A 14,739-nucleotide genomic window follows, 5' to 3' on the forward strand; every position below is an offset into this window, starting at 1 on the left:
TTGGGGCATGCAGTCGTGGCAAGCCCTCCGATGCCATATCGGCTCTTGAAGCTGGCTGAGGGTCATGGGTAATCAGGATACCGTAAATGTCAATGCCGACAATCAGGGACGCTTGATTTGGGTTAACTACAACAACATGGTGCTCGATAACAGCACCAAGTTTTACGGTTATCTCTATACGGATAACAAGCTGACCATGAATAACAACGCAGCCATCTATGGGCGGGTCACTGCCCGCTATCTGAGCATGGATGCGCAGTCCAGTATCAATGAGAATGTCATCATTCCGCCGCTCAGCTGCTTCAGCGACGACTTCTCCGCCAGTACCCTCAGCAGCAACTGGGTGGTGGCTCGCAGCAGCGGCGACTTTACCCCCGCCATCGTCAATGGCCGACTCGGCATGACCCAGGCCAGCCCCAAGCAATCCACCTCTGCGACTTACCAGCGGCTCTTCCCCGCCGCCAACAACCTGGTCACCATCGAATTCGACCACTATGCCCACGGTGGCAACGGGGCGGACGGCATGGCGGTGGTGCTCTCCGACGCCAGAGTGACCCCCCAGCCCGGCGCCTTCGGTGGCCCGCTGGGTTATGGCTTCAAGACCGGGATCAGCGGTTTTGCCGGCGGCTGGATGGGGGTCGGTATCGACGAATACGGCAACTATGCCAACGAGGGGGGCTCCTATAATCCCGGGTCTCGTCCTCAGGCCGTTTCCATTCGTGGCTCCGGTGCCAGTTCGGGGACCTCGGGCTATCGCTATCTGGCGGGAACGGCGAGCAACCTGAGCCCGGCAGTGGACAGCGGAACCAATGGCAACCGCCCCCATCGTTACCGCATCACCATTGACTCGCGCACTGCCGGCAGTTCACTTGCGTCGGTTGAGCGGAACACGGGCTCGGGCTACACCATGCTGGTGGGGCCCATCAATATGGTGAACCAGGCGGGGCAGGCGGCGGTGCCCGCCAACTTCCTGCTGTCGCTCACCGGCTCCACCGGTTCTGTGACGAACTACCATGAGCTCGACAACGTCCGGATCTGCGCCCTCAAATCCAATCCGGTGGGGACCCAGATCGATCACTTCGAGTTCGATCACTCCGGTCAGGCCCTGACCTGCAACCCCGAGACCCTCACCATCCGGGCCTGCGCCGACGCCAGTTGCAGCCAGCTGTTCACGGACCCGGTGAGCGCCATCCTGACCCCCCTCAAGAATGGCAGCAACGGCTGGATAGCCGACAGCCAGGTGAGCTACAACGGCAACACCGCTGCCGTGACCTTCAGCAACGGCACCGCCAAATTGCAGCTGCGCAACAATCTGGCGAGTGTCATGAAGGTGGGGGTGAGTGGTTCTATTCCCTCCACCAAGCCGCTTAGCGAGACGCTTTGCCGGGCGGGCAGTGGCGCCCTGAGCACCGCCGCTTGTACCTTGAGCTTTGCCGACAGCGGCTTCCTGTTCAATGTGCCGGATACCCTGGCCAACAAACCACAACAGGTAGTGATGACGGCGGTCAGGAAGGACAACACGAGCCAGCTGTGCGTGCCAAGTTTTCAGAAGCAGACTAAAAGGATCACGTTCTGGAGTGATTACAACATGCCTGCGACCAATCTCTTTGGCAGCCAGATAAGGATTGATAAGATAGCCATAGCCACCATGGCGGGGGCTCCCACTGCCATGGATCTCTATTTCAATGAGCTGGGCGAAACCACGCTGAAGGATGTGAGTTATCCGGATGCGGGCCAGATGCGACTCAATGCCCGCCACGATGGCAGCGGGGATACCGCAGGGCTGGTGATGACGGGGTCGGATCTGTTCGTGAGCCGCCCGGTGGGGCTCTGCATCACGCCCACCCAGGGGACCTGTGCGGCAGGGGATATCACCTGCCCTGTGTTCAAGAGGACGGGAGACAGCTTCTCGCTCAATATCCGGGCAATGGCGTGGCAGAGCGACGCCGATGAGGATATCTGCACCGGCAATAGCACCACCCCCAACTTCGTGTTGTCCGACATCGCCCTGACCAGCGAGCTGGTGGCCCCTCAGGGGGGCGTGGCCGCCCAAGTCACCCCGACCAGGTACAGCCACATTGCAGCCAGTGCCAGCCTCAATACACCCGCCCTCAGCCTCAATGAGGTCGGGGTCTTCAGGATCAAGGCAACGCCACCGGTGGCAACGTCGCCAGAGGGAAGCACAGTATCAACGGGCTATTTCGGTTACTCCATCCCTCCCGCCACCAGCGTACCGCTGGGGCGTTTCGTACCCTGGGACTTCAACATGACGAGCGGCACCGTCACCCCGGCCTGCGGTGGTTTCAGCTATATGAGCCAGCCATTCGGGGTACAGACGGTGGTGGAGGCGCGCAATAAGGAAGGGAGTGTCACGAGGAACTACCGTGATGCCTTTGCCAGGGGGGCCCTCACCCTGGTGGCCGCCAACAATCAGGACGGGGTGGACAGATCCAATCGGCTGGCGCCGCTGGCCGCCAGCTGGACCGAAGGAACAGGCAAGCAGTCAGGTCAAACCCGCTTTATGCGGCTGCACGAACTGACCCCTAGCCTGACCGCACCGGAAGAGCCCTTGCCGCTCCTGCGACTAGGGCTCAGAGTAACGGACGGTGAGACTCCTGAGACCAGCTTCCTCAGCGGTCGGAACATGAATCCAGCCGTCAGCGGCACTTGCCAGAGCGGGGTGAACTGCACCGCCAAACAGCTCTCCATTCCGAAGGGATCGGACGATACCATGATCGCCTACTACGGCCGGCTGCTCGCCAGCACCCGTCAGGGGGTCGATAGCGCCCCGCTGGCGCTGCCCCTGCAGGTGCAATATTTCGAAGGGGGCCTGTGGCGAGCCAATTCGCAAGATAGGCGAGCCAATTCGCAAGATATCTGTACCCAGATCTCCCTGGCGGGAGGTGGTATCGTCTTTACCGATGCGGAGCAACGCTATGACTCCACGACGGGGGATCTGATCCTCAAAGACGGTACCCGCATTCGCCTTGGTCTCGGCAATGTGGCTCCGGGCGGTACTCAGGTCGGTTTCGACGCAGGCGAGACCCGGTTCCACTTCGCGCCGCCCAATCAGGCGGTGCGCATTCCCTATCGGATCGTGCTGGAGCAACAGCCATCCCAACCCGTCTGGTTGGCGGATCCGGCCACGGCGGATCACCTGCTGGGAGAGGCCATTTTTGGCCGGGATCGGGGTAATGACAGAATTATTTATCGCCGCGAAGTGATGCCCTGACACCCGGGCTGACACGGGGAGATAGATGCATTGCTGTACAGTGGCGTCTTATCTCCTTGTTTCGTAGTGTTTGTCGGCCTGAGCGGGTGAGTGATGACTCGCATTTTTGTCGCGCCTGATTGATTGGCGACAGTTTGAGCGCTTGCCCATTGGGGTGGGCATTGGTAAAGTTAGCCGGTTTTCTGCACCTCCAAATTCTTAGGATTTCCCGTAGCCATGTTCAAAAAGCTCAGAGGCGTCTTTTCCAACGATCTGTCGATCGACTTGGGAACTGCCAACACCCTGATCTATGTAAAAGATCAAGGGATCGTCCTTAACGAACCCTCAGTTGTCGCCATTCGCCAAGAGCGCGGGAACGCCAAATCGGTCGCTGCTGTCGGTCATGCCGCCAAGCAGATGCTGGGTCGTACCCCGGGTAACATCTCCGCCATTCGCCCGATGAAAGACGGCGTGATCGCCGATTTCTACGTGACCGAGAAGATGCTGCAGCACTTCATCAAACAGGTTCACGACAACAACTATTTCCGCCCCAGCCCGCGCGTGCTGGTGTGCGTGCCCTGCGGCTCCACCCAGGTGGAACGTCGCGCCATCAAGGAATCCGCTCTGGGCGCCGGCGCCCGCGAGGTTTACCTGATCGATGAACCCATGGCTGCCGCCATCGGTGCCGGCCTGCCGGTCTCCGAAGCGACCGGTTCCATGGTGGTGGACATCGGTGGCGGTACCACCGAAGTGGCCATCATCTCCCTGAACGGCGTGGTCTACTCCCAGTCCGTCCGTATCGGTGGCGACAAGTTCGACGAAGCCATCATCAGCTACGTCCGTCGCAACTACGGCAGCCTGATCGGGGAAGCCACCGCCGAGCGCATCAAGCACGAGATCGGCTCCGCCTATCCGGGCGAAGAGGTGCGCGAGATCGAAGTGCGCGGTCGCAACCTGGCCGAGGGGGTGCCCCGCAGCTTCACCCTGAACTCCAACGAGATCCTGGAAGCGCTGCAAGAGCCGCTCTCCGGCATCGTCTCCGCCGTCATGGTGGCCCTGGAGCAATCCCCGCCCGAGCTAGCGTCCGACATCTCCGAGCGCGGCATGGTGCTGACCGGTGGTGGTGCCCTGCTCAAGGACATCGACCGTCTGCTGATGGAAGAGACCGGCATCCCGGTCGTCGTGGCTGAAGATCCCCTCACCTGTGTCGCCCGTGGCGGTGGCAAGGCGCTGGAGCTGATCGATATGCACGGTGGCGATCTGTTCCACTACGAATAAGACCCAAAGCCGGCCGAGCGCCGGCTCTTTTTTGACGACTCATGAAACCCATCTTCGGTAGAGGCCCTTCGCTTCAGTTACGGTTGTTTCTCGCCGTCATCATCTCCGTCGCTGCCATCGTCGCGGATTCCCGCTTCGGTGTGTTCAGCCATGTCCGCGTTTATCTGAGCTCCCTGGTGAGCCCGCTGCAATACATCGCCAACGCCCCCGGCACCCTGCTCGACACCATGTCGACCCAGGTGCAGACCCGCGCCGATCTCATCGAGCAGACCAAGCAGCAGGAGCAGCAACTGTTCACCCTGCGCTCGCGCCTGCTCAAGATGGATCAGCTGGAGCACGAGAACCAGCGTCTGCGCGAGCTGCTGGGGTCGCCGGTACACAAGGAGTCCCGCAAGATGGTGGCCGAGCTGCTGTCGGTGGATTCCGACCCCTTCAGCCATCAGGTGCTGATCAACAAGGGGGCGCTGGATGGCGTCTACAACGGCCAGCCGGTGATCAACGATCAGGGGGTGGTCGGCCAGGTGCTCCACGTGGGCTCCACCACCAGTCGCGTCCTGCTCATCACCGACTCCAGCCACGGCATCCCGGTGCGGGTGCTGCGCAACGACTTGCGCGCCATCGCCTCCGGCAGCGGCGAGCTGGACAAGCTGGAGCTGCGCAACCTGCCCCGCAACACCGACGTCCAGGTCGGCGATCTGCTGGTCACCTCGGGCCTGGGCGGCCGCTTCCCGGAAGGTTATCCGGTGGCGACCGTGACCCGTTCCGACTACGTGGAGGGCAAGCCCTTCGCCCAGATCGAGGCCAAGCCGCTGGTGGCGCTGGATCGTCTGCGCTACCTGCTGCTGCTGTGGACTGACAAGAAACCGGAAGTACACGACAAGGATGCCCTTGAGCCTGCGGCGAGCGCCTCGGCGGCCACGGCAACCTCGGCGGCGGGGGCGACGCGCTGATGCTGCAACCCGCCAGCGGCAGGATCTGGATCTGGTGTTCGATCCTGCTGGCCCTGTGCCTCTCCATCCTGCCGCTTCCCTTTCAATTCGAACCCTTCCGTCCGGACTGGCTCGCCATGGTGCTCATCTACTGGGCGCTGGCGCTGCCGCACCGGACCAACGTCGGCACCGCCTGGGTGGCGGGCCTGCTGCTGGACGTGCTGCTCGGCAGCACCCTCGGCGTGCGGGCCATGGCCATGGCCATCACCACCTACCTGGCGGCCTTCCAGTTCCAGAAGATCCGCAACTTCTCCCTCTGGCAGCAGGCGCTGATCATCGGTCTGCTCTCCCTGGTGGGGAAGATCACCGTGTTCTGGGCGGAGCATCTGTTCAGCCGGGCCAGCCTCAACTTCGCCTACTTTTGGTCGACGTTGACGACGATGTTAATATGGCCCTGGATTTTTATGGTCTTGCGCAAGGTACGGCGTCGCTTCAATATCAAGTGAATGTGAATAAAAACAACGCATTGTAACTGCGCATCGTCTCATTGAGTGAAGTATGAACAAGCACAACGAACTGCAACTCTATCTCGCCTCGGGCTCCCCCCGCCGGCACGAGCTTCTGACCCGCCTGGGCTACCGTTTCGAGGTCCTCAAGCTGGATGTGCCGGAGCTGCGCAACGACGGTGAGAAGCCCCAGGATTACGTCTGCCGGCTGGCCCGCGACAAGGCGATGGCCGGTGTGGCCGCGGCGCCCACGGCGCTGCCTGTGCTGGGGGCCGACACCATAGTGGTGCTGGGGGAGCGGGTGCTGGAGAAACCCTCCGACCTGCTGGACGCCAAGGATATGCTGGAAGCCCTCTCCGGGCGGGTACACCAGGTGATGACGGCGGTGGCCCTGGCCACCCCGGAGCGGTGCGATGTGCGGCTGGTCACCACCAACGTGGCGTTTCGCAAGCTGGACGAGGCCGAGATCGAAGCCTACTGGCGCACCGGCGAGCCGTGCGACAAGGCGGGCGCCTATGCTATCCAGGGCATTGCCGGCAAATTCGTCAGTCGCCTCGAGGGGAGCTACAGTGCCGTGGTCGGCCTGCCCCTGCTGGAGACGGACCTGTTGATCAAGCAGCACCTCGAGCAGACCCGGTAATCCTCTCGTCAGCAGTGCGCTGCTGAGTTACCCGTTGTTCGTCGTGCCAGAATTCAAAAACTAGAAAGGCAAGGTAACTTATGTCGGTAGAACTGCTGGTAAACGTCACCCCCTCCGAAACCCGGGTCGCCCTGGTCGAGAACGGTCTGCTGCAGGAAGTGCATGTGGAGCGTCAGGCCAAGCGCGGCATCGTGGGCAACATCTACAAGGGCAAGATCAGCCGCGTGCTGCCCGGCATGCAGGCCGCCTTCGTTGACATCGGCATGGACAAGGCCGCCTTCCTGCACGCCTCCGACATAGTGCCCCATACCGAGTGTGTGGCGATCAAGGAGAAGGAGCAGTTCCAGGCCGGCAACATCGCCGAACTGGTGCGCCAGGGGCAGGACATCATGGTACAGGTGGTCAAAGACCCGCTCGGTACCAAGGGGGCTCGCCTCACCACCGACATCACCCTGCCATCCCGTTATCTGGTCTTCATGCCGGGCAGTGCCCACGTGGGGGTCTCCCAGCGCATCGAATCCGAGGCGGAGCGCGAGCGCCTCAAGCGCACCGTGGCCGGCTATGTGGACGAACTGGGCGGCTACATCATCCGCACCGCCGCCGAAGGGGTGGGGGAGCAGGAGCTGGAGCAGGACGCCGCCTTCTTGAAGCGCCTGTGGCGCAAGATCCTCGAGCGCAAGCAGAAGTATCCCCCCTGCAAGATCCTCTACGAGGATCCCAGCCTGGCATTCAGGGTGGTGCGTGACTTCGTCGGTGCCGAGCTCGACAAGATCCGGGTCGACTCGCGCCAGAGCTTCGATCAGCTCAAGCGTTTCACCGATGAGTACGTGCCCGAGCTTGCCAACAAGCTGGAGTACTACACCGGCGAGTCGCCGATCTTCGATCTCTACGACGTGGAGAACGAGATCCAGCGGGCGCTGGAGCGCAAGGTGGAGCTGAAATCCGGCGGCTACCTCATCATCGATCAGACCGAAGCCATGACCACGGTGGACATCAACACCGGAGCCTTCGTCGGCCATCGCAATCTGGAAGAGACCATCTTCAACACCAACGTCGAGGCCACCGCCGCCATCGCCCGTCACCTGCGCCTGCGCAACCTCGGCGGCATCATCATCATCGACTTCATCGACATGCAGTCCGAGGATCACCGTCGCCGGGTGCTGCACAGCCTGGAGCTGGCGCTGGCCAAGGACAGGGCCAAGACCAACGTCAACGGTTTCTCCCAGCTCGGGCTGGTGGAGATGACCCGCAAGCGCACCCGGGAGAGCCTGGAGCACGTGCTCTGCGCCGAGTGCCCCGAGTGCAAGGGGCGCGGCCGGGTCAAGACGGTGGAGTCGGTCTGCTTCGAGATCCTGCGAGAGATCATCCGGGTCAACCGCGCCTACGACGCGGATCAGTTCACCGTCTATGCGGCCCCCTCGGTAGCCGATTACCTGCGGGGGGAGGAGTCCCACAGTCTGGCGGAGCTGGAAGTCTTCATCGGCAAGCAGGTCAGGGTGGTCTCCGAGCCGCTCTGTGGGCAGGAACAGTTCGATGTGGTGATGATGTAATTGGTCTATCGCTGGCTGAGTCGGGGCTGGTTGGCCCTCGGAGTCTTCTTCGTGCTGCTGGCTGTTCTGGTCAGCGTGGTACGACTGGGCGGCCCCTTGCTCAACCAGCACCGGGCGGCCGTGATAGGGACCCTGCTCGGGGAGAGCCAGCTCGAGGTGAGCGTGGATCACGTCGGGCTGGAGTGGACTGCCCGCGGCCCGGCAATCGGGCTGGAAGGACTGGCCATCGCCCCCGATTCGGGGCGTTTCTCCCTGCGCCTTGGCAAGGTGTGGGCCCACCTCGACTTCTGGCGCTCCCTCAACGAACTCAGGCCGGTGTTTGGCCAGTTGATCCTGAGCGACGGCAACATCGCGCTGGACATGACCCAGCCCGCCACCCCCGTCAGCGGGAAGAGCGCGAACCAGCAGGAGGCCCTGCTGCGCTTCCTGCTGACCCAGCTCTCCACCTTCGACATTCACGACACTCGCCTGAGCCTCACCACGGCACTGGGGGAGGTGCGCGCCCTCGATATCGCCCAGTTGCGCTGGCAGAACCGCGGCAAGCGGCATCAGGGGGTCGGCAAGGCCTATCTCATCAACGGGGTGGGGGAGAGCACCCTGGACCTCATCATCGATGTGGATGCCCCCGAGGTGCGGCTCGACCGCCTCAAGGGCCAGCTCTATCTGGGGGCCCGGGAGCTGGACATCAGCCCCATGCTGGCCCGGATCCACGCCGGCGCGCCGCCGGTGAGCGGCCAGCTCGACTTCCAGCTCTGGAGCGAGTTCGAGAAGGGCAGGCTCGGCAACTCCCTGCTGGCCTTTGGCAACAACCACCTGATCTGGAAAGACGAGATCAAGGGGGAGCCGCACCGCCTCGACCTGCAGGGGGGCAAGATCCAGCTGCGCCGGGACGGCGAGGCGTGGCAGCTCGCCAGCCACGACGTCACCTTCAAGCTCGATGGCGCCACCTGGCTGCACAGCCGCCTGCAGCTCGAGCGCATCGGCTCACGCATCCAGGGCTATGTGCCCGCCATCGATCTCGACCAGATTGCCAACCTGAGCCAGCTGGTCTCCGGCCTCTATCCCGAGCTGACCGAGACCCTCAAGCGCACCCGGCCAAGGGGCCAGTTGCAGGAGCTGGTCCTGCAAGCCGACGGGGACTGGCAGGGGCTCTCTTTGCAGGGGCAACTGCGCGGCTTCGGGACCCGGGCCTGGCACGATGTGCCCGGTCTGCAAAAGCTGGACGGTGACTTCTGGCTGACCCCGAACGGGGGGCGTGCCCGCCTGACCCTAGGCAAGGGCAAGGTGGATCCGGCCCGCCACTTCAAGGAACCCATCCCGGTGGACAGCCTGAGTGCGGCCCTCGACTGGTGGCGGGCGCCCCAAGGCTGGGTGCTCTATGGCCAGGACATTGCCCTGGACAACCCGGATCTGCGCCTCGCCAGCCGGTTTCGCCTCGAGCTGTTCGAGCACCCCTTCCTCGCCCTGACCGGGCGCATCGACGTCAAGAACGCGGCCCATGCGGATCGCTACTACCCCCTGGCGGTGATGGATGAGGGGCTGGTGAGCTACCTGAGCGGCGCCATCAAGGGGGGCAAGGCCAAGGGTGCAGACTTGCTCTGGTACGGCGAATTCCGTGACTTCCCCTACGACAACGGCAAGGGCGTCTTCCAGGTGGCGGTGCCGCTGCAACAGGCCACCTACGAGTTTTTCCCGGGCTGGCAGCCGCTGACCGACCTGCAGATCGATCTGCTGTTCCAAAACGCCAGCCTCGACATGAACAGCCGCGCCACCCAGCTCGGCAAGGCCAGCTCCGACTCGGTCCACGCCTGGATCCCGGACCTCTATCCGGGTGCTCACCTCTACGTGGATGCCAAGGTTGAGGGCGAGGGCAAGGCCATCAGCGACTATTTGCAGGACTCACCGCTGGGGGGATCCGTCGGTCAGGCGCTGCGGGAGGTGGAGATCCGCGGCCCCATGAAGGGTACGGTGAAGCTCGACATACCGCTGGATGGCGAGGGGGAGGTCAAGGCCAGCGGGGAAGCCAGCTTCAAGGACAACAAGGTGAGGATCGCCTCCCTGGACCTGCCCCTCGACGGGGTCGCAGGGACGCTCGAGTATGACAACGAGCAGACTCGCATTCACAACCTCAAGGCCAGCCTGTGGAACCAGCCGCTGACCCTGGATTATCAGGGGCGGCAACTGCCCCACGGCTATCAGGCCGACCTCAAGTTCCAGGGGCAGTGGGACAGCCGCCGCCAGCGCCGGGACATACCGGCCCTCGAGATGCTCCAGGGGCGCAGCAACTGGTCGGGTACCCTGGGGCTGACCCTGCCCGAGAACAAGGCGTTCAGTTTCCAGCTGGCGCTGGACTCCAACCTGCAGGGCATGGGGCTGGATCTGCCCGTGCCCCTGACCAAGGCGGCGGGTACCCGGCTGCCCCTCAAGGTGACGGCCCGTGGGCGGGATGGCAGCGCCGACATCCGCGCCGTGCTGGGGGCGGACATCGACATGCAGAGCCGCCTGGTGTACGGCGACGGCGTGCCCTATCTCAGCCGGGTGCGGGTCAACATCGGCCAGCCTGGGGCGCGGGTGATGCAGGACAAGCCCATGCTGCTCGCCATCAACCAGCAGCAGGCGGACGTAGCCGGCTGGCTGGCACGTCTCAAGCAGTGGCTGCCGGCTGGCACGGCGCCGAGTGACAATGCGGTGGTGGGTCCGGCTTTCTTGCCCCAGGAGTGGTGGGTAGATGGCCAGCTGGCCCGTGCCGACATCGGCAGTGCCAGCCTCAAGGCGGTGCACTTCACCCTGGGGCCGGTGAACCAGGCCACCGAGGTGATGATCGACAGCCCCGACGTGATGGGGGTGGTGCGGGTGCCGGTGGCCGATGGGCGCCCCATCGATGCCAAGTTTGCCCGCATCTACTGGTCCGGCAAGGGGACCGATCTCAGCCCGGATCCCGATGAGCGCCAGGACAGGGCCATCATGGACGCCATTCCCTGGCTCACCTTCAGCTGCGTGGATTGCCGCTTCGGCGAGCTGCCCCTGGGGGAGGTGAAGGGGGAGCTGCTGCCCGGGGCCAACCGGCTGGATCTCAAGGGACTGGAGATGCGCCTGGCGGGCAGCACCCTGCGCGGCAGCGCCGAGTGGCTGGCCCGTGGCAGCCAGATGCAGACCCGTGCCAGGGCGAACCTCGAGACCCGCAACAGCGAGCTGCTGCTCAAGCAGCTCGGCTACACCTCGCCCATCGGGGATGCCCCGGGCAAGCTGGCGCTGGATCTGAACTGGCGTGACGTGCCCTACCGCCTGAGCCTGCCGACTCTGGCGGGCAGCGCCGACTACCAGCTGGAGGGGGGGACCCTGCGGGAGGTCAACGACAAGGGGGCCCGGCTGCTCTCCCTGCTGAGCCTCGACTCCCTGATGCGCAAGCTGCGCCTCGATTTTCGCGATGTGTTCGACAAGGGCTTCTATTTCGAGTCCATGTCCGCCTCCGCCAAGGTCCATCAGGGGGTGGTGGAGAACAACGACTTCTACATGAAGGGGGCGGCGGGCAACCTGCGGGGCAAGGGCATCGCGGATCTGGTGCGCTGGCGGCTCGACTTTGATCTGAGTTTCTCCCCGAACCTGGGGGGCACCTTGCCCGTGGTGGCGGCCTTCTCCCTGACTCCCATCACCGGGCTCTATGTGCTGGCCCTCTCCAAGCTGCTGGAGCCCGTGGTGGACGTGGTGACCCGTATCGATTTTCGGGTCTCCGGCCCGCTGGACGCCCCCAGGCTGGTGGAGGCGGGGCGGGATCGCGCCCGCATCAAGCTCAACCAGCAGCAGAAGGATGCGGTGGATGCGGTGGCGCCCGGCCTGCCCGCCAAGGAGGTCACCCCCTTCCTGCTCAATCCCAAGCATCAGGGCTCGGGTCAGCGCTGAGGGCCAGCGCCGGGCTGGGGGACTTTCCCCCGGCCGCCAAACCCCTCATAGTGCAGATATTGCCCCGCGAGCCGAGAAGGCCTTGTGTCACCGGTCACCGGCTCGCCCAACAGAAGAGTGCAGATATTGCCCCGCGAGCCGAGAAGGCCTTCTGTCACCGGCTCGCCCAACAGAAGAGTGCGGATATTGCCCGCGAGCCGAGGAGGCCTTCTGCCACCGGCTCGCCCAACAGAAGAATGCGGATATTGCCCTGCGAGCCGAGGAGGCCTTCTGCCACCGGCTCGTCCATCAGAAGGAGAGCGTCATGTGGCTAGCGGCCATGCAGTTGATTTCGGGTCGTACCTGGCAGGATAACCGGGAGCGGATCGCCGCCGAGCTGGCGAGTCTGCCCGGGGAGCGCCCCTTGCTGGTGCTGCTGCCGGAAAACTTCGCCCTCTTTGGCGAGCGGCAGGGGTATCTGGACGGGGCAGAGCCATTGGGCAATGGCCCAATCCAGCAGCAACTCTCTGATTGGGCCAAATCCCACGGCATCTGGCTGGTGGCCGGGGCCATGCCCACCGCCATCGCCGGTGCCGACCACATCCACACCAGCACCCTGGTGTTCGATCCCGACGGCGAGCTCAAGGGGCATTACCACAAGATCCACCTGTTCGACGTGGACGTGGCGGACAATCACGGCCGCTACCGGGAGTCGGAGACCTTCAGCCCGGGTGATCAGCCTGTGCTGGTGGACTCCCCCTTTGGTCCCCTCGGCCTCTCTATCTGTTATGATCTGCGCTTTCCCGAGCTGTACCGCCAGTTGGCCCGGGCCGGTGCCCGGGTGCTGCTGGTGCCTGCCGCCTTTACCGCCGTCACCGGCGAGGCGCACTGGGAGCCCCTGCTGCGGGCCCGTGCCATCGAGAACCAGTGCTACGTGGTGGCCGCCAACCAGGGGGGCACCCACGAGACGGGGCGCCAGACCTGGGGCCACAGCATGGTGATCGACCCCTGGGGCCGGGTGCTGGCCTGTCGGGCGTCGGGGCAGGGCACTGTGCTGGCGCCGCTGGATGGGGCCCTGATCGATGAATTGAAACGCACCATGCCGGTGCTGCAACACGCCCGCCTGCTGTGAGCCCGCGGCCGTGGATTTAACCGTTACGACATCTCGCATGAGAGTGGAGAGAAAGATTTGAGTCTATTGAGCCAGGTTAGTGCCTCCCTGTTGGCCCCGAACGATCTCGACGAAGGGCGGCTGCAACAGCTGCTCGGCAGCCTGATGAGCCATCAGGTGGAGTTCGGCGACCTCTATTTCCAGCGCAGCTGGCACGAGTCCTGGATGCTGGAGGACGGCATCGTCAAGGATGGCAGCTACAACATCGATCAGGGGGTGGGGGTGCGCGCCGTCAGCGGCGAGAAGACCGGTTTCGCCTACTCGGACGAGCTGAGCCTGCTGGCGCTGCAACAGTCGGTGACTGCCGCTCGCGGCATCGCCGCCGCCGGTGCTCACGGCAAGGTAAAAGCATGGGCTCGCACCGACGCAAACCTGCTCTACCCGGCGCTGGATCCCCTGCAGACCCTCGACAAGCAGCAGAAAATTGCCCTGCTGGAGCAGATGGACAAGTTCGCCAGAAGCCTGGATCCCGCCATCAATCAGGTGATGGCCTCCATCAGCGGGGTCTATGAAGAGATCCTGGTGGCCGCCACCGATGGCACCCTGGCCGCCGACGTGCGCCCCCTGGTGCGCCTCTCGGTGACCGTCATCGCCGAGAAGGGGGATCGCCGTGAGCGCGGCAGCGCGGGTGGCGGTGGCCGCTTCGGTTACGACCATTTCCTCGAGCTGGACGGGCTCGAGAGCCGGGCGTTTGGCTATGTGCGCGAAGCGGTGCGCCAGGCCCTGGTCAACCTGGAGGCCATCGACGCCCCGGCCGGCACCATGCCGGTGGTGCTCGGTGCCGGCTGGCCCGGTGTGCTGCTGCACGAGGCGGTGGGGCACGGTCTGGAAGGGGACTTCAACCGCAAGGGCTCCTCCGCCTTTGCCGGGCGCATCGGCGAGCAGGTGGCTTCCAAACACTGCACCATCGTCGATGACGGCACCCTGCCGGGTCGGCGCGGCTCCGTCTCCATCGACGACGAGGGGACGCCGGGCGGTTACAACGTGCTGATCGAGAACGGCATCCTCAAGGGTTACCTGCAGGACAAGCAGAATGCCCGCCTGATGGGGGTGTCGCTCACCGGCAATGGCCGCCGCGAATCCTACGCCGCCCTGCCGATGCCGCGCATGACCAACACCTACATGCTGGCGGATCAGTACGATCCGGCCGAGATCATCGCCTCGGTGAAGAAGGGCATTTACGCCCCCAACTTCGGTGGCGGCCAGGTGGACATCACCTCCGGCAAGTTCGTCTTCTCCGCCTCCGAGGCCTACCTCATCGAGGATGGCAGGATCACTGCGCCCATCAAGGGGGCGACCCTGATTGGCAACGGCCCCGAGGCGATGAGCCAGGTTTCCATGGTGGGCCGTGATCTCGCGCTGGATCGCGGAGTCGGGGTCTGTGGCAAGGAGGGGCAGAGCGTGCCGGTCGGCGTCGGCCAGCCCACCCTCAAGCTGGATCAGCTCACCGTGGGCGGCACCCAGTAAGGTCACACACCTTTGTAAACCCCGGCCCGGCGCCGCAATGCTGTTCAGATAAGCACATTTTTGACTAATTATTCATAAATGCGACTTGAGTTGGGGGAGCAAGGCTGT

General features: G+C 64.0%; 9 protein-coding genes. All 9 read left to right on the plus strand.

Annotated features, from left to right (window positions below; translation table 11 throughout):
* The first annotated feature begins 196 nt into the window (after positions 1–196).
* The 9 genes from OKC30_RS15270 (at position 197) to tldD (ending at position 14,631) form a co-directional block, all read left to right on the plus strand.
* The gene (locus OKC30_RS15270; protein ID WP_270667774.1) at positions 197–3,232 is read left to right on the plus strand and encodes a DUF6701 domain-containing protein; all 3,036 of its coding nucleotides are present in this window, start codon (positions 197–199) and stop codon (positions 3,230–3,232) included.
* 216 nt (positions 3,233–3,448) lie between these two features.
* Positions 3,449–4,489: a rod shape-determining protein gene (locus tag OKC30_RS15275; protein WP_005308111.1), complete on the plus strand. Its 1,041-nt coding sequence runs from the start codon at positions 3,449–3,451 to the stop codon at positions 4,487–4,489.
* 41 nt (positions 4,490–4,530) lie between these two features.
* Positions 4,531–5,439, plus strand: coding sequence for a rod shape-determining protein MreC (mreC, locus tag OKC30_RS15280; RefSeq protein WP_029313545.1), 909 nt, complete (start codon positions 4,531–4,533; stop codon positions 5,437–5,439).
* Positions 5,439–5,924 carry a rod shape-determining protein MreD gene (gene mreD / locus OKC30_RS15285; protein ID WP_010672635.1) on the plus strand — a complete coding sequence of 162 codons (486 nt, stop codon included), beginning with the start codon at positions 5,439–5,441 and terminating at the stop codon, positions 5,922–5,924. The genes mreC and mreD overlap by 1 nt, the downstream gene beginning before the upstream one ends.
* Positions 5,925–5,976: 52 nt before the next feature.
* Positions 5,977–6,564, plus strand: a complete 588-nt coding sequence (locus tag OKC30_RS15290; protein WP_010672636.1) for a Maf family protein — start codon at positions 5,977–5,979, stop codon at positions 6,562–6,564.
* Between the two features lie 80 nt (positions 6,565–6,644).
* The gene (gene rng / locus OKC30_RS15295) at positions 6,645–8,114 is read left to right on the plus strand and encodes a ribonuclease G (protein ID WP_270670351.1); all 1,470 of its coding nucleotides are present in this window, start codon (positions 6,645–6,647) and stop codon (positions 8,112–8,114) included.
* The gene (locus OKC30_RS15300) at positions 8,115–12,014 is read left to right on the plus strand and encodes a YhdP family protein (RefSeq protein WP_270670349.1); all 3,900 of its coding nucleotides are present in this window, start codon (positions 8,115–8,117) and stop codon (positions 12,012–12,014) included.
* A 304-nt stretch (positions 12,015–12,318) separates the two neighbouring features.
* Positions 12,319–13,125, plus strand: coding sequence for a carbon-nitrogen hydrolase family protein (locus OKC30_RS15305; protein ID WP_010672639.1), 807 nt, complete (start codon positions 12,319–12,321; stop codon positions 13,123–13,125).
* A gap of 57 nt (positions 13,126–13,182) precedes the next feature.
* Positions 13,183–14,631: a metalloprotease TldD gene (tldD, locus tag OKC30_RS15310; RefSeq protein ID WP_160838070.1), complete on the plus strand. Its 1,449-nt coding sequence runs from the start codon at positions 13,183–13,185 to the stop codon at positions 14,629–14,631.
* Positions 14,632–14,739: the final 108 nt, after the last annotated feature.

Source organism: Aeromonas sp. QDB18 (assembly GCF_027705325.1).
In the GTDB taxonomy this organism is placed as follows: domain Bacteria; phylum Pseudomonadota; class Gammaproteobacteria; order Enterobacterales; family Aeromonadaceae; genus Aeromonas; species Aeromonas caviae.

Bases quoted from the DNA above. Each gene is read 5' to 3' on its own strand.
- OKC30_RS15270 (WP_270667774.1), top strand. From the start codon at position 197: ATGAATAACAACGCAGCCATCTATGGGCGGGTCACTGCCCGCTATCTG.
- OKC30_RS15275 (WP_005308111.1), top strand. From the start codon at position 3,449: ATGTTCAAAAAGCTCAGAGGCGTCTTTTCCAACGATCTGTCGATCGAC.
- mreC (WP_029313545.1), top strand. From the start codon at position 4,531: ATGAAACCCATCTTCGGTAGAGGCCCTTCGCTTCAGTTACGGTTGTTT.
- mreD (WP_010672635.1), top strand. From the start codon at position 5,439: ATGCTGCAACCCGCCAGCGGCAGGATCTGGATCTGGTGTTCGATCCTG.
- OKC30_RS15290 (WP_010672636.1), top strand. From the start codon at position 5,977: ATGAACAAGCACAACGAACTGCAACTCTATCTCGCCTCGGGCTCCCCC.
- rng (WP_270670351.1), top strand. From the start codon at position 6,645: ATGTCGGTAGAACTGCTGGTAAACGTCACCCCCTCCGAAACCCGGGTC.
- OKC30_RS15305 (WP_010672639.1), top strand. From the start codon at position 12,319: ATGTGGCTAGCGGCCATGCAGTTGATTTCGGGTCGTACCTGGCAGGAT.